Annotated in this window: 18 protein-coding genes; 8 read left to right on the top strand and 10 right to left on the bottom strand. The window is 41.8% G+C overall.

Translation table 11 applies throughout. The features are described 5' to 3' along the window. Window positions 1-2 precede the first annotated feature (2 nt). The 8 genes from atpG to ACS8FB_RS11460 form a co-directional block, all read right to left on the bottom strand. Complete coding sequence (gene atpG, locus ACS8FB_RS11495) at window positions 3-884, bottom strand: F0F1 ATP synthase subunit gamma (RefSeq protein ID WP_439263086.1); 882 nt, start codon at window positions 882-884, stop codon at window positions 3-5. Between the two features lie 206 nt (window positions 885-1,090). Beyond that, a complete protein-coding gene (atpA, locus tag ACS8FB_RS11490) occupies window positions 1,091-2,635 on the bottom strand; it encodes a F0F1 ATP synthase subunit alpha (RefSeq protein WP_439263084.1) in 1,545 nt (514 codons plus the stop codon). 93 nt (window positions 2,636-2,728) lie between these two features. Next, window positions 2,729-3,352, bottom strand: coding sequence for a F0F1 ATP synthase subunit delta (locus tag ACS8FB_RS11485; protein WP_299221060.1), 624 nt, complete (start codon window positions 3,350-3,352; stop codon window positions 2,729-2,731). 13 nt (window positions 3,353-3,365) lie between these two features. Further along, complete coding sequence (locus ACS8FB_RS11480) at window positions 3,366-3,836, bottom strand: F0F1 ATP synthase subunit B (protein ID WP_439263083.1); 471 nt, start codon at window positions 3,834-3,836, stop codon at window positions 3,366-3,368. A 117-nt stretch (window positions 3,837-3,953) separates the two neighbouring features. Then, window positions 3,954-4,202, bottom strand: coding sequence for a F0F1 ATP synthase subunit C (atpE, locus tag ACS8FB_RS11475; protein WP_010197960.1), 249 nt, complete (start codon window positions 4,200-4,202; stop codon window positions 3,954-3,956). Between the two features lie 33 nt (window positions 4,203-4,235). Beyond that, window positions 4,236-5,105 carry a F0F1 ATP synthase subunit A gene (atpB, locus tag ACS8FB_RS11470; RefSeq protein WP_058369621.1) on the bottom strand — a complete coding sequence of 290 codons (870 nt, stop codon included), beginning with the start codon at window positions 5,103-5,105 and terminating at the stop codon, window positions 4,236-4,238. Between the two features lie 727 nt (window positions 5,106-5,832). Continuing rightward, window positions 5,833-6,231, bottom strand: a complete 399-nt coding sequence (locus ACS8FB_RS11465; protein ID WP_299221064.1) for an ATP synthase subunit I — start codon at window positions 6,229-6,231, stop codon at window positions 5,833-5,835. A 283-nt stretch (window positions 6,232-6,514) separates the two neighbouring features. Next, entirely contained in the window at window positions 6,515-7,306 is a 792-nt protein-coding gene (locus ACS8FB_RS11460; protein ID WP_439263080.1) for a metal ABC transporter solute-binding protein, Zn/Mn family, read from the bottom strand. A gap of 355 nt (window positions 7,307-7,661) precedes the next feature. Between ACS8FB_RS11460 and ACS8FB_RS11455 the strand changes: the two genes are divergently transcribed. The 6 genes from ACS8FB_RS11455 to gluQRS all read left to right on the top strand — a co-directional run bounded on the left by ACS8FB_RS11455 (window position 7,662) and on the right by gluQRS (window position 13,159). Further along, window positions 7,662-8,189 carry a transcriptional repressor gene (locus ACS8FB_RS11455; RefSeq protein ID WP_439263079.1) on the top strand — a complete coding sequence of 176 codons (528 nt, stop codon included), beginning with the start codon at window positions 7,662-7,664 and terminating at the stop codon, window positions 8,187-8,189. A 60-nt stretch (window positions 8,190-8,249) separates the two neighbouring features. Further along, window positions 8,250-9,023 (top strand): metal ABC transporter ATP-binding protein, encoded by a 774-nt coding sequence (locus tag ACS8FB_RS11450; protein ID WP_439263078.1) that lies wholly within the window; start codon window positions 8,250-8,252, stop codon window positions 9,021-9,023. 89 nt (window positions 9,024-9,112) lie between these two features. Next, complete coding sequence (locus tag ACS8FB_RS11445; RefSeq protein ID WP_439263076.1) at window positions 9,113-9,919, top strand: metal ABC transporter permease; 807 nt, start codon at window positions 9,113-9,115, stop codon at window positions 9,917-9,919. Window positions 9,920-10,114: 195 nt separating this feature from the next. After that, window positions 10,115-10,960 (top strand): metallophosphoesterase, encoded by an 846-nt coding sequence (locus ACS8FB_RS11440; RefSeq protein WP_439263074.1) that lies wholly within the window; start codon window positions 10,115-10,117, stop codon window positions 10,958-10,960. 511 nt (window positions 10,961-11,471) lie between these two features. Further along, window positions 11,472-11,912: an RNA polymerase-binding protein DksA gene (dksA, locus tag ACS8FB_RS11435; RefSeq protein WP_439263072.1), complete on the top strand. Its 441-nt coding sequence runs from the start codon at window positions 11,472-11,474 to the stop codon at window positions 11,910-11,912. Window positions 11,913-12,187: 275 nt separating this feature from the next. Continuing rightward, window positions 12,188-13,159 (top strand): tRNA glutamyl-Q(34) synthetase GluQRS, encoded by a 972-nt coding sequence (gene gluQRS, locus ACS8FB_RS11430; protein ID WP_439263178.1) that lies wholly within the window; start codon window positions 12,188-12,190, stop codon window positions 13,157-13,159. A 131-nt stretch (window positions 13,160-13,290) separates the two neighbouring features. Here gluQRS and ftsW read toward each other — a convergent pair whose 3' ends face one another. Then, complete coding sequence (gene ftsW, locus ACS8FB_RS11425) at window positions 13,291-14,487, bottom strand: putative lipid II flippase FtsW (RefSeq protein WP_439263071.1); 1,197 nt, start codon at window positions 14,485-14,487, stop codon at window positions 13,291-13,293. Window positions 14,488-14,728: 241 nt separating this feature from the next. After that, a complete protein-coding gene (gene murD / locus ACS8FB_RS11420; RefSeq protein ID WP_439263069.1) occupies window positions 14,729-16,165 on the bottom strand; it encodes a UDP-N-acetylmuramoyl-L-alanine--D-glutamate ligase in 1,437 nt (478 codons plus the stop codon). 653 nt (window positions 16,166-16,818) lie between these two features. On the opposite strand from murD, the gene ACS8FB_RS11415 reads away from it, so the two are divergent. Together ACS8FB_RS11415 and ACS8FB_RS11410 are read left to right on the top strand one after the other, a co-directional pair. Continuing rightward, a complete protein-coding gene (locus tag ACS8FB_RS11415) occupies window positions 16,819-18,318 on the top strand; it encodes a SulP family inorganic anion transporter (RefSeq protein ID WP_439263067.1) in 1,500 nt (499 codons plus the stop codon). 124 nt (window positions 18,319-18,442) lie between these two features. Beyond that, window positions 18,443-19,297, top strand: coding sequence for a universal stress protein (locus ACS8FB_RS11410; RefSeq protein WP_439263065.1), 855 nt, complete (start codon window positions 18,443-18,445; stop codon window positions 19,295-19,297). Window positions 19,298-19,627 lie beyond the last annotated feature (330 nt).

Genomic DNA, 19,627 nt, shown 5'->3' with positions numbered 1-19,627 from the left:
AATTATGAAACAGCAGCAGCACCGCCGACGATCTCCGAGATTTCTCGGGTAATCGCCGCTTGACGCAGCTTGTTATAAACCAACTGTAAATCATTAATAAGGTCACCAGCATTATCTGTTGCCGCTTTCATCGCAACCATACGTGAAGACTGCTCAGAAGCAATATTTTCCATTACCGCTTGATAAACAATCGACTCAATATAGCGACCAAGCAATTCATCAATCAATGTCTTGATATCAGGCTCGTAGATATAGTCCCAGCTAAGCTCTGTCTGTATGCCACTTTCTTCATCATCAAACGAGTGCTCTGGCAGAGGAACCAATTGATTAACGGTTGGCTTTTGAGTCATGGCATTAACGAACTGGTTATATACCACGTAAATACGGTCAATATTGCCGTTACTATAATCTTCAAGCATGGCTTGAACGGGTGCGTTTATTTGCTCAAACGTTGGTTTATCGCCATAGTCAGTCACCGCTGACGTCACTTTACCACCAAAGTTTTTGAAAAAACTCACACCCTTAGCGCCAATAACTGCAAACTCAGTTTGCACAGACTGGTCTTGATAATCTTGGATACTTTTGGATAAAGCTTTGAATAGGTTAATATTCAAACCTCCCGCCAAACCACGATCAGAGGTAATGACGATATAGCCAACCTTGTTGACCGGACGCGTTACCATATATGGATGTTTGTAGTCTGATGAAGCATGCACCAAATGTGAAATAACCCGGCGCATACTATCAGCATACGGGCGACCCACTTCCATGCGCTCTTGAGCACGGCGCATCTTACTTGCCGCTACCATTTGCATAGCGCGAGTAATTTTTTGGGTGCTTTTAATACTGGTGACTTTGGCACGTATCTCTTTTAAGCTTGCCATAATGATTCCAATATAAGAGGGTTAAAAAGCATTTGCGCATGCAACATATGATCAAGATATAGTATCACTCTATCAGAATAATCATTATCTGTTTTGCATAACGCGACTAATACCGTTAATGGTTAGAATAGTGGCGCAAGTATCTGTTTAAACAACGCGCCACTTTTAACGACTAAATTATAACCAATCCGGCCTAACCCATTAAATTAATAACTGTGATTTTGTTTAAAAGTCTGTACTGCTGACTTTAAACGACCTGCGATATCATCGTTGTAATTCGCAGTATCATCAATCTCGCGCATCAATTCACTTTGCTCATCATGCATGTAGCGTAAGTAAGCTTCTTCGAAAGCACCAATCTTTTCTACTGGCACATCAGCTAAGAACCCTTCGTTTGAAGCATAGATAACCGCTGCTTGCTCAGAAACAGACATTGGCTGATACTGTTTTTGCTTCATAAGTTCAGTGACACGCTCACCATGATCAAGCTGTTCACGAGTGGCATCATCAAGGTCAGAGGCGAACTGAGCAAACGCAGCCAATTCACGATACTGTGCTAGCGCGGTACGAATACCACCAGAGAGCTTTTTGATGATTTTTGTCTGAGCCGCACCACCAACACGAGAAACTGAGATACCAGCGTTAACAGCAGGACGAATACCTGAGTTAAATAGGCTTGACTCTAAGAATATCTGACCGTCAGTGATCGAGATCACGTTAGTCGGTACGAATGCTGATACGTCACCTGCTTGGGTTTCGATAATAGGTAGTGCAGTTAAAGAACCCGTTTTACCTTTTACTTCACCATTGGTAAAGTTTTCTACATAGTCCGCGTTTACGCGTGAGGCACGCTCAAGTAAACGTGAATGTAAATAGAATACGTCACCAGGATACGCTTCACGACCTGGCGGACGACGTAACAATAGTGAAATCTGACGATAAGCGACTGCTTGCTTTGATAAATCGTCAAATACAATCAATGCATCTTCACCGCGGTCACGGAAATATTCGCCCATCGTACAACCTGAGTACGGTGCGATATACTGAAGTGCTGCTGGCTCTGACGCTGAAGCGACGACAACTGTCGTGTATTCTAAGGCACCAGTCTGCTCAAGCTTACGTACAACGTTAGCAATCGTAGAACGTTTTTGGCCGATGGCCACGTATACACACTTAATACCAGATGATTTCTGTGCAATGATCGCATCGATAGCCATCGCGGTTTTACCCGTCTGACGGTCACCAATGATAAGCTCACGCTGACCACGACCAATTGGAATCATGGTATCAACAGCTTTATAGCCGGTCATTACTGGCTGGTCGACTGATTGACGATCAATAACGCCTGGGGCGATTTTCTCGACTTTATCAGTCATTTTAGCATTGATAGGACCTTTGCCATCAATAGGATTACCCAAGGCGTCAACAACACGGCCTAGCAGCTCAGGACCTACTGGTACTTCAAGAATACGACCAGTACAATAGGCTTTTTGACCTTCTTGCAGCTGTAGGTAATCACCAAGTACTACCGCGCCGACAGAATCACGCTCTAAGTTAAGCGCCATTCCATAGATTTCGCCTTCAAACTCAATCATTTCGCCGTACATGGCATCTTCAAGACCATGAATCTGCACGATACCGTCAGATACTTTGACAATCGTGCCTTCATTCTTTGCAGTCGCACCCGCATCAAGGTCTTGAATACGCTGCTTAATCAGGTTACTGATTTCCGCTGGATTCAATTGTTGCATTGCCTTGTTTCCTTTAATTTATGATAACCCGCCCACTGACTTAAATGCTCTTATGTTCACGCAGATCTTATAAGATCGCGCCACTGAATGGCATTAGGCAGTTAGCTGTGTTTTTAACTGTTGTAACTTGCCGCGCATTGAATCATCGATAATTTTGTCACCGACTTTGATCGTAGCACCTGCCAATAAACTTGGATCAACTGACTCGTGAATTACTACGCTAGCATTTAGCGATGCAGCAAGACGCGTCTGAATCATGTCACGCTGAGCATCAGTCAATGGATAGGCAGAAGTCACATATGCGTCCAGCTGTTTTAAGCTTATGGCCTTATGACGGCGATAATGCTCATAAACTTCAGGAAGCAGTGCCAGACGTTCTTGTTGTGCCAACTGCTTAATAAAATTATCAAGGGCTGGTGACACTTTAGAATAGCTAATACTATTACCAGAGTGAGAGCCTTTACTCTCGCCTAGTAGCTGTTTAAAAGCAGAGTCGCTATCACCAGCTACTTGTGAGTCATAAAGATCAGTCAGCGCAGCTGACTTATGCTCAGCAGAAACAGCTGGATTTTCCAGCCAAGTACTGAACGACTTGTCATTGACAACGTGACTGGCAATAAACAAGAAGTTTTCCCACTCATTTACTACCCCATTTTCGTTGGCATAGTCAAACGCGGCTTTAGCGTACGGTCGTGCTAAGGTTGATAAGTCAGCCATGATATCCTCACAATTACAGCTTCGCCGCCAGTTGATCTAACATACTGGCATGTTTTTGCTCATCGACTTTGTCTTGCAAAATCTTTTCTGCACCAAGTACAGCCAGTTCAGCTACTTGAGCACGTAATGATTCACGCGCTTGGTTAATTTCTTGCTCGATAGACGCTTGCGCTTGTTGACGAATACGCTCGCCTTCTGCTTGCGCTTGCGTTTTTGCATCTTCGACAAGCTGGTTGGCACTTTTATTAGCTTGCTCGATTAAAGCAGCAGCTTTATTCTTTGCAAGATCAAGTTCCTGCTGGACATCTTGCTCCGCGGTTGCCAAATCTGCTTTTGCTTTTTCTGCGGCGTTTAGGCCTTCAGAGATTTTACGCTGACGCTCGTTAATGGCCCCAATAAGTGGTGGCCACACGAATTTCATGCAAAAAATCACAAATATTGCAAAAGCAATGGCTTGACCGACGAGGGTAAAATTGATATTCACGTGATCACCTCTTTGTTAATGAAAAATCAGTTTCATTGATCATGTTTGGCAGTCAGATCTTGACTATATTTGATAGAAAATCTCTAAGTACCAAACATTTACAACTGAGCTTTCGGATTAACCTGCTAGAGGGTTAGCGAACAACAATAGCATAGCAATACCAACACCGATCATCGGAATAGCATCCAAAAGACCTGCTACGATGAACATACGAGTTTGCAATTGTGAGCCAAGCTCTGGTTGACGTGCAACCCCTTCTAAGAACTTACCACCTAGAATAGCAAAACCAATACCTGTGCCAAGTGCACCAAGACCGATAAGTAACGCTACTGCGATAACTGTGTAACCACCTAATACTGGATCCATTGATGTATCCTCATTTACCTATTGAATGTCTAATTAATGTTCAGTTGATGATGCAAGCGATAAGTAAACTATCGTCAACATCATAAATACGAACGCTTGAAGTGTAATAATCAAAATGTGGAAGATAGCCCACGGTACCGATAACGCCCATTGAATCCAAAACGGCATTAGAGCAATCAGTATGAAAATCAATTCCCCAGCATACATGTTACCGAATAAACGCAAACCTAATGAGACAGGCTTTGCAATTAAGGTAACTGCTTCTAAGATGAAGTTGATGGGGATTAAAATAATTTGTAAGATAGGATTCTTGGCACTAAACGGATGTAGTGTTAACTCACCAACGAAACCGCCCACGCCTTTTTCTTTGATGCTATAAAAAAGAATTAACAAAAAGACAGAGAATGACATGCCAAGCGTGATGTTGGGATCAGTTGTTGGCACAATCTTAAAGAACACATGGTGTGGATCATGGCCCATCGCGGCACCAATTTGGCCTGCTAGACTTGGGATAAAGTCGATAGGCAATAAATCCATTAGGTTCATCAAGAAGATCCATACAAAAATGGTCAATGCCAAAGGTGCAATCAACTTTGAGGTACCACTATAAGAATCGCGAACGTTATTATCAACAAACTCAACGATTAGTTCAACTGCCGCTTGAGTTTTGCTTGGCACGCCTGAAGTTACTTTTTTGGCAACCATCCAAAAGATGGCACAAAATAAAATACCCAGACCAATTGACCATAGCATAGAATCAAGGTGGATAGCATTAAAGCCCATTTGTCCCGCTTCTTCAGCAGTATAGGCAACTTTCCAACCTTCGCCTGGCAAATAGCCATACGTCCAGTTCGTTAAGTGGTGAGAGATATATTCTGATGATGTTTGTTGCTCGGCTGCCATAATATAAGCTTCTTATTAATCAACGATTGAATCAACTACCAAAGAATACGGTTGTCATCTGATAAGCATACTAACAACAATGTTTGCATAAACCTAACTGAACTTTTAAGAAGATTAATAACATCTTATCCGTTCATATTATTTACAAATTAATCGTGTTCGCACTCTCATGTAATCAACAACATCCAACCCATACTTCTGGTGCAGTTACTGGTTTTTGACAGACTTCAATAAAATTTAGTTATCAAAAAAGGGCTTATGAGTATTCATTACTAGCCCTTAGCATCTGCACATAAACGTACTTAAAGTTATCATATTAGTGTTTGCCGATACCTTGATTTGCAAGATATGTGCTTAATACAGCACGTTTAAGCAAAATAATTAGCTGCCTATCTTAATGCAGCGTAGTATTCGTGTAAAGGCAATTATGTGTTTTTTATCTGCTATGTAATCATTATACTAGCTTGTAACGTTTAACAATATGGTCTTGCGCCCTTAATTAAATTGTAAAACATTATTATTAAGCAATCATATTTATAGTAGTTAGTATTTTTTGCAAAATTCCAAAACACATCATTTATTAATTTTCGACTTAGTCGTAGAGAAGTTGGACGGCAGGATGACATTTTTATGCTATGAACAGCATTATATTTATAGAATAAATATGACGTTATATTGGATAAATACAAAAGCTTAGAAAATTATCATAAGCGACTGTCATTTATCATTAACGTATATGCCACAACATCCAACTGTGACTAATCTGCATTACCATAAAACCGATGAAGAGCGCAGGCGCTGACAGGGGTCGTATGGTAATAAAAATTAGTGCGAAACCAAACACAGTCAATAACCATTTGGCCATTTGACCTCGATATAGCTGGCTGACAATGTGCCCGCGCGCGCGATATCCTGTGTACCAAAAGATAAATCCAGCAAATACAGCTTGAGTAACAAAACTTAATAGCGCACCAATGGCAGCGCTTTTTGCTACGACAAGATCACTGCTCAGCCAACTGGCATCTACAATCCAAGCGATGATAATAAGGATAAATAGTATCCACGCTTGGCGTTTAATATAGACGCCGATTTGATCTCTTTGCGTACGTTTGGCAGGTTTGGTCATTAGCTTACCTATAGTATTAGAATAATAACCGTAGCATTTAGATGATAGTAGCGTGTAAATGGCATACTTCTCTATGAACGGTTCACTATATAGATATAACCTTTTAACCAAAATAAAACGCCACTTATTATAAGGAGCAACCAGATAATTAGCAAGTAATATATGGCAAATATCAAACCTTTAATTTGTTATTGTTAATTAATAGGTTATAGACATATTAAACAATCCTTAAATGCCAACTTGGCCCACTTATCACTTTAGATATTGTAACGTTTTTTGGATACTAAGACATACAGTTACGTATTTCTTGTGCCATATTACTCCAGCCACTCACAAAGTCTTTACTACCACTCATATCTTCAGGCTGCACAGTCGTATTTACTGGCTGAAGCTTAGCAAGCAAGCCTTTAGCCGGAACGCTAGGACTCACCAAACACATTTGCTTGACTGGACGCTGCTCGTTAAGCCAACGTATCTGACTGGCTTTAGGTGCCAAATGATGATCCATGCTTAAACTACCAGCAAGCTGTAATTGCAACGCTTTTTCGATATATTGGTAAGCATCATGATAAGCCCAATAAGGAGAGGCTTTTTGGTCATTCAACTGTGCTGATGCTACAGCTCTATCCAGTCGCTGGGCAAACTTCTTTGCATTGGCTTGATACAAATTCTTGTGCTGAGGGTTTGCATGACTGTGAATCACTGCCAGTGCTCGAGTAATGGCTTTGGCGTTTTCAGGGTCGAGCCAAATGTGCGGGTCTAAAGTGTTTGCGATAAGTTGGCCTTTAACATCACGTAATGGATGACGGTTAAAGGCATCAAAACTAAATAAGGAAATGGCATTCGGTGCGGTGTTTAAGCTTGATGCAAGGTTGTTCTCCAACGGCTCACCAAACCATACAACAAACTTACTCTCTTGAATTGCTTTGATATCACTAGGGCTAATACTGCCATGGTGGCCGACCTCCCCTGCTTGCAATAATCGATTGGCTGACGGTGCTCCCTCAGTGACCGCTTCACTTAATAAAAATAAAGGGTAGTTACTGACGCTGACGGTCGCTGCTTGCACAGTCATTATGAACGAGCTTAAAAGCATCAATACGACTGTCAATATGTATTTGGGTTGACACAAAAACTGTCCTAACCTATAAAAAAAGAAAGGACGCACTCTACCTTGAAAGTACTGACTTTCATTATCTGGTTCTCTAAGGTTTTGGGGATTAGCATTCATCGGATAACTGCCCTATAAGTATGGTCTAAAAAAGTTTGGGTCTGAAAAAACAATTCAATCATCAGCAATACTGATTTTTTAATTTTTATTATGTTATACTATAACAATAAAAATGGCTAACATAATTTATTGTTATTAGTTTTGACCGTTTTAGCTGTAGTATCGTTTTTTGGAGTCTATACTTTTTGGAGTCTACACAATGTCTTCCACTTCATCTGTTTGCGAACACTTGCATGATGTTCAGCACTTTTCGTCACGTGATGTGACTGAACGTTTAGAGACTGCTAAAGCTCAATGCCGATTGCGCGGTGTACGCTTTACTCCGCTGCGTCAGCAGATATATGCTTTGATATTACAAGCCAACAAGCCAATAGGTGCATACGACTTAATCACAGAGCTACAACAAATGCGTACGACGGCGAGTGCTAATAATGAAAAAGAACAGGTCCGAAAAAATGTAGCACCGCCAACTGTTTATCGTAGCTTAGAGTTTTTGTTGGGTGAGGGATTGATTCATCAATTGACTTCGATCAATGCTTACGTCCCTTGTTGCCATCCACGTGACGAGCATACTGCTGCGTTTTTAATCTGTGAAGCGTGCCAGCGAGTACAAGAGTGTAGTAGCCTGCCAGTACAAGAGATGATGAGCTTTGCAGAGCAAGATGCTGGTTTTATGGTTTCTCGTAGTGTCATTGAGATTAGCGGTCGCTGTCAAAGTTGCCAATAAAATATCTCTGTTCTGTATAGACCTTCTGTCTACTTTTATTTAATTTTCGGCTGTTATTCTATGAGCCTTTTAGCGCAATCGTCCAATAAGCAACTCACCTCTGATGGGTTACCTTTACTGAGCCTAAATGGTATTAATTACCATATTGGTCCACAGTGCTTGGTTAAGAACATCAATATCGATATTGCTATTAATGAAACTGTCAGTCTAATCGGTCCAAACGGTGCTGGTAAGTCGACCTTGGTCAAACTTATCTTAGGTCTCATCACACCTACAGCGGGTAAGATTGTCACTCATCAACCACTACAACTTGGTTATGTGCCGCAGCGTTTTACAGTGCCACCTATTTTGCCGTTACGTGTAAAAGACCTATTGGCGCAGGCAGATAAACGTCGTTTAACATCAGAACAACGTCAGTTTATTTTTGATAACTTATCTTTGAATCATCTGTTATCGCGGCAGATGCTGCATCTTTCTGGCGGTGAAACTCAGCGCGTACTACTGGCACGAGCCTTACTAGATAAGCCGAATCTACTCATTTTAGATGAGCCAATGCAAGGGTTAGATCCCGATACTGAGGTTTGGCTTTACCAGTTTATCGATGAGCTGCCAGATTTTTTGCGTTGTGCCATGCTAGTGGTGTCACATGACTTGCACTGGGTTATGAAAGGCAGCCGACGCGTTATTTGCTTAAATAAGCATATTTGCTGCGAAGGTCAACCCAGTGAGCTTGCCATTACTGCTGAATTTCAAAAATTATTTGGTCATCATTATGAGCAGCCTTATGTACATCAGCCGCACGCTTGCGAGCATCATGCGCCCAGCGAGCTTTAATAACCAAAATCAGAACATACTCTATATCGATTAATAGCCCCTAACAAACTACTAAAAACCCTATTAACATCTAAACGGATATATCTTTTATGACTGCTTGGTTAGCTATCATTGCCCCTGCTTGGATTGCCGGCAGTATTTTAGGCCTATTATCAGCCCCACTTGGCTGTTTGGTATTGTGGCGACGAATGGCTTTTTTCGCTGATGCTTTGGCTCATGGAACACTATTAGGGGTCGCGATTGCAGTTTGGTGGCAATTGCCAACGGGTATCGGTATTGCGATAGTCAGCGTGCTAGTAGTGTTAGGTCTGATATTAATGGAAGATGAACGCTTGCCGACGGATGCGGTGCTGGCAGTAGTAGCAGTGTCTTTATTGTGTTTAGGGCTATTAACCTTAACTCAGCTTACTGATCAGCAAGCAAATGTCTTAGGATTTTTGTTTGGCAATTTACTTGAACTTGATTGGGCTGATTTGCCATTAATTGCTGGTAGTGTGTTAGTAGGATTGGTATTTTTGGCCTATATATGGCCTGCTCAAATAAAACTTGCCACTCATGAAGCTCTTGCCCGCATTCAAGGGGTTGATCCGACAAAACAGCGCCTGTTCTTTATGGGTGTATTGGCGGGTTTTTGTGCCATTGCATTACAAGCAGTAGGCAGTTTATTGATCAGTGGCCTGCTAGTGCTGCCCGCTTTAACGGCACGTTTATGGTCAACAGCTCCCAAACAGATGGTCATTTTTGCACTCATCATAGCGCAAGTCGGCGTGACGCTAGGTGTTTGGAGCAGTATTTGGCTTGATATACAGACGGGGCTTGCTATAGTTTTAGTATTGGCGGTCTTGTTTTTTATGGCTCTATTAACCACCAAGATAGCGACCAAAATACGTACTTAGTTTCACTAAATGGTATTAATTTAAAAAGTGGTTTTAAGCAACGGAATTTTTTGACATTATTCGTTAATAACTTATGAACCTTGTCTGGCATTTAAAGCTAGAGATTACATAACTTTTGTGCTATAAGTTTGCATTATTATTCTTTATAGTGGTTTTCTTAGGCTTTAATTGTCTTGACGTAAAGGGATCGACCTTATGCCAAGTTATCCTGCTCGTGAAATCAGCAGCCCAGATGGTCAGGTAAATGTACTACAGATTACGGATATGCATTTATCTACTGTACAAGCAGTACAAGAAACAACTGACCAACATCCAACTTCTGAATGCTGCTGTACCTATAGTTTTGAAGCAGTATTAGCACAAGCGTTGAGCGAAGATATTCGCTGTGATTTGATTTTAGTCACAGGTGATTTGGTTAATGTGGTCAAGCCTGCTATTTACGATTATATTTTTAGGTTATTACACGATACTGGTATTCCTTTTGCTTGTATCGCTGGCAATCATGATGTAACAGATGAGCTCGATGGCAAACAGCCCTACTCTCAGCGCCAACTTATCCCTCAGCCTGCAGACGAGCGTCTACTCAGTCGCCATGTGATTCATACAGACTACTGGCAACTTTTGCTACTAAATTCTGCCATTCCTGGCAAGGTTGCAGGTGAGGTGACCGATACAGATATTGACTGGTTATGCGCGCAATTGAGTGCTTGTGATAAACCTGCCCTTATCGCATTGCATCATCATGTGATGCTTATGCACTCAGAATGGATAGATGCTCACATTGCAGACAATGTATCTACTTGTTGGCAACGTATGGCAGCATTTCCACATTTACGCGTGATTATTAGTGGTCATACGCATCAGGAACAAGTTCGCTATCAAAATGGGGTGACCGTGTATACCACTCCATCAACCTGCTATCAGTTTAAGCCTTACGAAGATGACTTCGCTTATGATACAAGTGCATTACCTGGTTACCGTTGGTTGCAATTAGCCAACACTGGGCAGGTTGCAAGCTGGGTCAAAAGATTGGATACTTAGCGGCCAGTTTTAACCGTTCAGTGCGTATCGTTGTTTATAAAACTTTGTCATCTACCGATTGTTGTTATTTGTAGCGCTTAGGCTTTTAGTATAGTGTGTGAGACATTTTATTAAATAGTACTAGGCAATAGTCATAGAATAGACGATACTGCAAATATTGATATAAGCTACATAGACTTTGATTAGACGAATATTAAAATAAGATGGAATAGGAGCGCCTAGCGTTAAGTGTTAGGCAAATGATAATGGCTAGGATAGCTGAGACGACGATTAGCCAAGTAGCCGCAACCTGCTATGTACTCATGAACAGTATTATTTATACCTAGATGATAATGTTCATTATTATTGTTATATCGATATGAGCGTACCTTTAGAGCAGCTGTGTTACTTGCGTTACCCTGTGATAAAACGTTCTATAAAAGATAAGTAATAATCTTTATTGACACTTATCCAAGTTTTATCCCTTAAAGCGTCGTTTCATTGAATTAATTTGAAAAAGTAGGATACCCATATGAGCACCCTGACTAATAATCCGAGTGATGTCAAATTCACCCCTTACGAGCCTGCCAAAGACGAAGAGTATATGTCTGATGCGCAGTTAGAGCATTTTAAAGCTATTTTATTGGACTGGAAAAATCAACTGATTGGCGAAGCTGACCGTACAAAGACCTATATTCAAGATGAGTCTAGTGCCATGCCAGATATCAATGATCGGGCTACTCAAGAAGAAGAGTTTGCACTAGCATTACGCACGCGTGATCGTGAACGCAAATTGATTCGCAAAATTGACAAATCTATGTCAGAGATCGAAAACGAAGACTATGGGTTTTGTGAAACTTGCGGAGTAGAGATTGGTCTGCGTCGTTTAGAAGCTCGACCAACAGCAACGCAATGTATTGACTGCAAAACGTTGTCTGAGATGAAAGAGCGTCAAAACCAAGGCCATACTTAATACGCTGTTCTTACTTTGTAAGACTGATATCATTGATTAGTTTACTTACTTAATTAATCTAAAATCGGTCGACCTAATAGTATTTGATGTAATAAGCGACCACACAGTTGGTCGCTTATTGTATTTTGTACCCCATCTTAAAGCTCAAAATTAAGTAACAAAACCTCTTAACTTAATAAATATCTTTTCCCCTGTATTTCTTTTACGCTATTCTTATTCTTTTATTATTATAGCGGCTTATTTTGACACCCATTCATACTACTAATACCCATGCAATGACACTATTTAAACCAACGTCTAAACCGACGTCGCTGTCAACGTATCCTATCGGGCGTTTTGCCCCCTCACCTACCGGCGAGCTGCATCTTGGTTCCTTGACTACCGCGCTGGCAAGTTACTGTCATATCAAATCGCTGGGTGGCGACTGGCTCCTACGTATTGAAGATACTGATACTGAGCGCTGTGATCGGCAATTTAGTGAGCAAATATTAATAGATTTAGAGACGTTAAATTTGCATTGGGATGGGGATGTCGTTTATCAGTCTGAGCGCATTGATATTTATGATGAATATCTATCTTCCATACTGGTCCCGCTAACTTATGGTTGCCTATGCTCACGCAAAAGCCTTGAGCGTTATTGGGAGCGAAAAGCTATAATAGAAAGCGCCAACCTGCAAAACGCCACTCAAAAACTTCTTAATAGACAGCGCTACCCACGCTGCTGTATAGAGGCAAGTCTTGCTAAAGACCAATATAAACTACGCCTGCAGCTACCAGATTATCTCATAGGTTTTCAAGATGGTATTCAAGGGTTACAATGGGATAATCCGCAGCAAACCTTGGGCGATATGGTCGTTCGTCGTCAAGATGGCATGATCAATTATATTTTGGCAGCAAGCCTTGATGATGGGCTACAAGGAGTCACTCATATCATGCGCGGTTTAGATATCTTACCTATGACGACTGCACAAATCAGCATCATGCGAGCTGCACGCTTACCAGCTATAGATCAGTGGTATCATTTGCCACTAATATGCAACCCTGATGGACAAAAGCTCTCCAAACAAAACCTTGCCCAACCTATAGATACTCGCAAGCCCAGTCAACTGATTGCGATGGCTTTGCAGCTCTTACAGCAGCCTGCTGTCGACATAGATACTCCAGCACGCATGCTTAAGCAAGCTATTGCTCAATGGGATAATACGCCCTTACAAGGTAAAGATACGCTAAATACCCCCACTCATTAACCAGTCGCTTAAAAATAAAAAGCGCCACCCAACGGCGACGCTTTTATTATCTTTATGTCAATAATTACTATAGATTGTTGACGGTTATTCGGTAATACCTACTATTCTATTTTGCTATATTGATGCTCTTCTTAAAAATAACGACATTGGCTTTTTTCTATCTCGGGACTCTCTTTGTAGATCTTGAGGAGCAACGCAACCATCACCAAACTAATCAACATCGATGACCCACCATAACTAAAGAACGGCATCGTCAACCCTTTGGTCGGCATCGCTCCCATATTCATAGCAGCATTAATAATCGTTTGTGCAATAAAAATAATGCCAATACCAAAAGCGGTATAGCTCATACGCATTTGCCGACGTTTTAGGGCATTGTAGCTGATACGCATCGCACTACCGATGATAAGTGCTTCTAATATCAGGATCATAGTCACGCCAACAAAGCCAAGCTCTTCACCAGTGATGGCCAACAAAAAATCTGTATGTGCCTCAGGTAAATGTGATAGTTTTTGGACGCTTTCACCATAACCCACACCGGTAAACTGTCCTCGACCAAAGGCGATTAAGCTGCGTGCCAATTGATAGTCTGTATCTTGAATATCATCAAAGGGATCTAAAAACGACAACACCCTTGTCAGGCGATACTGAACCATAGTGACTGCCAGTACGCCAAGTACACCTACGACAGCCCCTAGCGCGACAAACTGCTTGTAGGGAGCCCCAGCTATATAAAATATGGCAAATACTGTACCGACAATGACCACCAATGAGCCAAAATCAGGCTGCAATAACAGTAAAAAAGTCAGCAGGCCGATCACTAAAGAGATGCGTAAAAACCCATCCCAACCATTACGGACTTCAAACGAGCGTCGCACTACAAAGTCCGCAACGAAGACGATGACCACAAGTTTCGCTAACTCTGCGACCTGAAAGTTAATCACACCCAAGTTTAGCCAGCGTTTTGAACCATTAATGGGCGTACCAAATAGTGTCGCTATCAAGAGCACACCAGTCACACCCAGCAATATAAACTGTGTCTCAGTCTGGTAGAGCGTTTTTAGTGGTACAAAGTAGTATGGTATCGCTGCAGCGATTAGCCCGATGCCCATGTATAACAGCTGATGTTCAAAAAAATACAGCTCACTCATGCCGCGACTTAATGCGAAAGGAATAGAGGCTGAAGCCACCATCAGTAAACTAAGTACCATCATACAACCAACGCTGGATAACAAGATCGCGCGTGCTGAAGGTAAAGAGAGAACACCATCTGCGCCAGAAGCTGGCTGAGATTTTTGAGAAGAACGAGAAAAAAAAGAGAGGGCCATAATATTCAAGTATATTAATAAACAAAAAAACACGACATCTATCCGACGCCACCGTTTAAACCAAACCAAATAAAAAACAGGCTCAATAGCCATCACAACCAGTAAACGCACCATTACTTTTAGTAGACGTTAACTGGCGACCACTAAAAGAAAGTTCTCAGTAAACTAGGGCTGGCTAACTGTGCTTGACAGTAGCAGTAATTTATAAGCAAAACAATCATTTATCGTCTTAATAGGCGAATTAACCAAGCGTATTATCAGCTTTAGTGTCCGTAACCAATTGCGTTACTAACTCACTAAAGTAATCGCCACGAGCGGCGTAACCACTAAACTGATCAAAGCTTGCACATGCAGGTGATAATAACACTGCTTGTACTTGCGACAAACTGCTACTAGTCACGTGCTGAATAGCAGTAAAAGCATTTTTTAGTGTCTGACATTGCTTAAGTAGCACATCACTACTTAGCTTGGCTACACGTAAATGCTGCTCAATTTGCTGGCTATCTTCCCCAATCAATAAAACCTGACTGACATATTGATTAATAAAGGGTGCCAATTCACCAAACTGTTGACCTTTGCCTTGACCTCCTAAGATCAAAAGTAGCTTACCATCTTTGGCCGCATACACTGCACCCAAACCTTTGATAGCAGCGATGGTCGAGCCAATATTGGTACCCTTAGAGTCGTTAAAGTAATCAATCCCTCTAACCGTTTCGATATACTGACAACGATGATCAAGCCCTGCAAAGCGTTGTAGGGTAGTAAGCATACTATCGATAGGCAGACCGGCAAGCTCGCCTAGTGCGAGAGCTGCTTGAGCATTGAGTAAATTGTGGCGACCTTTAATAATCAGCTTGTCTGCTGATAACAACCGCTCTGTACCACGAGCCAGATAAATCTGTCCATTAACGTCAGTTATCAAACCATACTGATCTCTATCTGGCGCATGAATACCAATGCTTAAACGTGGCAAATCATCAGCAACCAGTGGCCGAGTAAGCGCATCTTCACGGTTGATTACTACCGACTTGGCACCTTGAAAAATACGGTGCTTGGCCTGATGATAACCCAGCATGTCACCATGACGATCTAAATGATCAGGAGACATATTGAGCACTGTGGCTACTTGAGCACCCAGATTGGTTACTGTTTCTAATTGAAAGCTAGACAATTCAAGGACAGCTAAAGCCATGTCATTATTGGCTAAAAGGTCTAACGCTGGCACACCAATATTCCCCCCCACGCCAACATTGATACCAGCATCTGCAGCCATCTCTCCAACCAGTGTCGTCACGGTGCTTTTGGCATTAGAACCAGTAATCGCAATGATAGGAACATCACAAGCCTCACAAAACAACTGAATATCGCTTACTACCGGAATATTGGCTTGCCGCACCGCTGCCACTGCTTGAGTTTCAAGTGATATACCAGGACTAATAATAATACGTGCGGCTTGTTGCAATAGCTCTGCATCAATAGCGCCAAACTGGCGAATTTCGATTGCAGCGGGAAGCTTTTCTGCTAATGCGGGTGCTGATTGGCCATCTGTGATTGCTACTTGATAGCCTTGTTCAGTCAAATAACGTGCTGCCGATAGCCCTGATTGACCCAACCCGACCACCACTTGTAGGCCACTACCTTTATGGATTAACGTTTCTGTTGCAGCAAGGGGCATCATATATCTTCCTTTTTTGAGGCTAGGGTTTGGCTATCAAATGTGGGTGTTGACGATACTATATTGGTTAGATAGGCGATATGATATTTTTTAATCATAATAATGGTAAGCATGATAACGGTATCGTGCATGTTTCGGTACTGCTTTTTCATCACTTTGTGCTATTATGCGCATGTTTTTATATTAAGTTACTAGGGTCTTAACTGATAATTTAGTTTTGTACGCTGATTGAGCGTGTGATGACCTATATTACGGTATTTATCACATGGTTATTAACCCTTAGTAGCGAATCATACTGTCATTAGGTTACGGCAGATGCTTGTTTATAGCTATTTATTTGTTCATAGCTACTCTGTCTATCTTACCTGACAATCTATCTGCTGTGATACATCATCATAGCCATTTGTGTACTATCTTAGGTTTTTATCTTATTTTGCTATTGGCAATACTGCAAATAACTCAGTAGCCAGATGTTGTAGGATATTTATAATCTTTGAGATAGCGAAAGTGCAAGACCGTTTGACAGTTTTAGTCTGTTGAGCGACGCGGTAGCTTTCTTAGCAGCCGACATTATCCGTAGACAGTTGTTATTGACAGATAATATGGCTACTAGCGAATGATTACTTTTTTTGCCTCCAAATCTATGCAGTTTACTTATGACATCTTTTTTTGATAGCTTACGTGATGAGTGGTTTTCTAATGTGCGCGGCGATGTGCTGTCAGGTATCGTCGTTGCATTGGCTCTGATTCCTGAAGCCATTGCTTTTTCTATTATCGCAGGCGTCGATCCAAAGGTTGGTTTGTACGCCTCATTTTGTATTGCAGTGGTCATCAGCTTTGTCGGTGGTCGCCCAGGCATGATCTCAGCTGCCACAGGTGCGATGGCACTCGTTATGGTCGACCTAGTCGCTGAGCATGGATTACAGTACTTGCTTGCCGCAACACTGCTGTGCGGTGGTATCCAAATTATCATGGGTATCTTAAAGCTTGGTAATCTGATGCGCTTTGTCTCTCGCTCAGTGGTGATTGGCTTTGTCAATGCGCTGGCGATTTTGATATTTGCCGCTCAGCTACCAGAGCTCAATCCTGCGACTGAACGCGTTGGATTGACTGTCTATATGATGACAGCAGCCGGCCTAGCCATTATCTATCTGTTTCCGCTTATTCCCAAGATCGGCCGTATTGTACCATCGCCGCTTGTGTGTATCGTTGGCCTGACAGCTGTCGCATTGTATATGAATTTAGACATTCGTAATGTGGGTAGTATGGGCGACCTACCCGATTCGCTACCAGTGTTTTTGCTGCCCGATATTCCACTTAATCTAAATACGTTACTGATTATTGCTCCTTACTCTATTGCGTTAGCCATTGTTGGTTTGCTTGAATCGATGATGACCGCTACGATTGTAGATGAGCTGACTGATACGCCAAGTAATAAAAACCGTGAATGCCGTGGTCAGGGTATTGCCAACGTCGTTTCAGGTTTTTTTGGTGGTATGGCAGGATGTGCGATGATTGGCCAATCCATGATTAATGTAAAATCTGGGGGACGTACGCGTTTATCAACGTTGATGGCGGGTGTAGTCTTATTGATTATGGTGGTCTTTTTAAGCGATTGGGTCAGTCAAATTCCAATGGCGGCTCTCGTTGCTGTTATGATTATGGTATCCATCGGTACATTTAACTGGCAGTCTATTCGAGAATTTAAAACCCATCCTATGTCGTTTAACATTGTCATGCTAGCAACCGTCTTGACCACTGTCTTTACTCACAACTTAGCGTACGGGGTTGGGGTTGGCGTCCTACTATCAGCCTTAGCTTTTGCTAACAAAATTGGTCAGTTCTTAACCATATTTAGTGATTATGACGACAGTAGCAATACCCGTTATTATTATGTCCAAGGACAGGTTTTCTTTGCCTCGACAACGCAATTTTTGCAAAGCTTCGACACTAAAGAAGCTGTAGATAATATTGAGATCGATGTCAGTCACGCGCATTTTTGGGATATCAGTGCGGTCGATACTTTAGATAAGTTGGTCATGCGCTTGCAACGCGAGGGTATTGATGTCAAAGTAGTTGGTTTAAATAACGCCAGTCGCACGTTGATCGATCGTTTCTCTATTCATGATCGCCGCGATATCGGCCTATTGGATTAGCAAATAGGCTCAAACGTTTAGTTTTGCCCTCAGGTTTTGCTTGACAGTGGCTATCAATCATAGCTGCTGTACTCCCTCTGTTTGGCTTAACTGTACTTTTCTTTGAGATGATGTGGTTGCCCTTATGAGTAACTTAAAACCAGATAGTGTTATTGCTTGTCTAGATTGTCCTGACCATGTACAAGCCGTGTTGGATGCTAGTATGTGGGCATCAAAACGTATGCAAACGCCCGTCGGTCTACTACATGCAGTCCCAAGCGTACAGCAAAAGGCGGCTATCAATTATTCAGGCTGCTTAAATATCGACGATGAAAATCTTTTACTTGATCAATTTACAAGCCATGAGCATCTGAGCAACTCAGAGCTTAAAGCTCAAGGCAAGCTTTTGCTACATCAAGCAGCGGCTTATTGTGAGCAAAATTTGCATAAACATAAGGTCTATACGCTGCATCGTCATGAGACCCTAGGCAATAGTATCGATTACGTTGATGAAAAATCACAATTGATAGTTATCGGCCATCATGTTACCTGTAAATCTACCTTGAGTCAGTTGATACGTTTAAGCCACTGCCCCACTTTGGTGACTCATGCACCATTTTCGCCCCCTACTACCGCTTTATTTGCGTTTGATAATCGCGCCACTTCTCATAAAATGCTTAATTGGCTATGTAAAACACCGCTGGTTCGAGCATTAACCATTCATATTGTGATGGTTGGTAAAGACACCTCCGAAAACTGCGATGCACTGCGTGAGGCTTATGCTCGTCTCAAGCAAGCCGGTATCAATTGTAAAAAAACTTTATTGAACTGCCGTGATGTTTGTGCTGCTTTGAACTATTATCAAAGCGAGCATAATATTGGCCTGCTGATGACTGGTGCTTTTGGACAATCGCGGCTACGTGAGCTACTCAAAGGGAGCGAAACTGAGAAGTTATTGGGCACTACTAAAACGCCTTATTTACTTTTTCCTAAAGCTTAAGCTTCTTTATATCTGCTATTACCACACATAGTTTATCATTAGTATAGATGCTAGTTGCGTAGCGCTTAACGTAGGCGGCATCTTACTGACAAGCCAATCTACTGTCTGGCTATCGGACAATTAGACCACAAATCCCGCCCTGGTTTTATTTCTATACACTATTATCTACTGACTTCTACAGCCTCTCATTATCTCCATTGTTGAGTTAGCTGTCTTTATCTTAATTCTGTTTTGACATCTAGACTCCACTCTTTGTAAGATTTTCGCAAATCATCACAGGATACCCTCCCCGTAGGGTATGAAAGTTGGTTATAATAAAGTTCTTGTTGC

Source organism: Psychrobacter sp. 1U1, assembly GCF_051847535.1.
GTDB classification, from domain to species: domain Bacteria; phylum Pseudomonadota; class Gammaproteobacteria; order Pseudomonadales; family Moraxellaceae; genus Psychrobacter; species Psychrobacter saeujeotis.
Note: the sequence above shows the minus strand (reverse complement) of the source record. Positions and strands in the feature narration are given on the sequence as shown.

What these genes read in the sequence shown, in the direction of transcription:
- ACS8FB_RS11415 (WP_439263067.1), top strand. Translation starts at nt 16,819, where the DNA reads ATGACATCTTTTTTTGATAGCTTACGTGATGAGTGGTTTTCTAATGTG.
- ACS8FB_RS11440 (WP_439263074.1), top strand. Translation starts at nt 10,115, where the DNA reads ATGCCAAGTTATCCTGCTCGTGAAATCAGCAGCCCAGATGGTCAGGTA.
- atpB (WP_058369621.1), bottom strand. Translation starts at nt 5,105, where the DNA reads ATGGCAGCCGAGCAACAAACATCATCAGAATATATCTCTCACCACTTA.
- ACS8FB_RS11410 (WP_439263065.1), top strand. Translation starts at nt 18,443, where the DNA reads ATGAGTAACTTAAAACCAGATAGTGTTATTGCTTGTCTAGATTGTCCT.
- ftsW (WP_439263071.1), bottom strand. Translation starts at nt 14,487, where the DNA reads ATGGCCCTCTCTTTTTTTTCTCGTTCTTCTCAAAAATCTCAGCCAGCT.
- ACS8FB_RS11460 (WP_439263080.1), bottom strand. Translation starts at nt 7,306, where the DNA reads ATGACTGTGCAAGCAGCGACCGTCAGCGTCAGTAACTACCCTTTATTT.
- atpA (WP_439263084.1), bottom strand. Translation starts at nt 2,635, where the DNA reads ATGCAACAATTGAATCCAGCGGAAATCAGTAACCTGATTAAGCAGCGT.
- ACS8FB_RS11445 (WP_439263076.1), top strand. Translation starts at nt 9,113, where the DNA reads ATGACTGCTTGGTTAGCTATCATTGCCCCTGCTTGGATTGCCGGCAGT.
- ACS8FB_RS11485 (WP_299221060.1), bottom strand. Translation starts at nt 3,352, where the DNA reads ATGGCTGACTTATCAACCTTAGCACGACCGTACGCTAAAGCCGCGTTT.
- ACS8FB_RS11450 (WP_439263078.1), top strand. Translation starts at nt 8,250, where the DNA reads ATGAGCCTTTTAGCGCAATCGTCCAATAAGCAACTCACCTCTGATGGG.
- dksA (WP_439263072.1), top strand. Translation starts at nt 11,472, where the DNA reads ATGAGCACCCTGACTAATAATCCGAGTGATGTCAAATTCACCCCTTAC.
- atpG (WP_439263086.1), bottom strand. Translation starts at nt 884, where the DNA reads ATGGCAAGCTTAAAAGAGATACGTGCCAAAGTCACCAGTATTAAAAGC.
- ACS8FB_RS11465 (WP_299221064.1), bottom strand. Translation starts at nt 6,231, where the DNA reads ATGACCAAACCTGCCAAACGTACGCAAAGAGATCAAATCGGCGTCTAT.
- gluQRS (WP_439263178.1), top strand. Translation starts at nt 12,188, where the DNA reads ATGACACTATTTAAACCAACGTCTAAACCGACGTCGCTGTCAACGTAT.
- ACS8FB_RS11455 (WP_439263079.1), top strand. Translation starts at nt 7,662, where the DNA reads ATGTCTTCCACTTCATCTGTTTGCGAACACTTGCATGATGTTCAGCAC.
- atpE (WP_010197960.1), bottom strand. Translation starts at nt 4,202, where the DNA reads ATGGATCCAGTATTAGGTGGTTACACAGTTATCGCAGTAGCGTTACTT.
- murD (WP_439263069.1), bottom strand. Translation starts at nt 16,165, where the DNA reads ATGATGCCCCTTGCTGCAACAGAAACGTTAATCCATAAAGGTAGTGGC.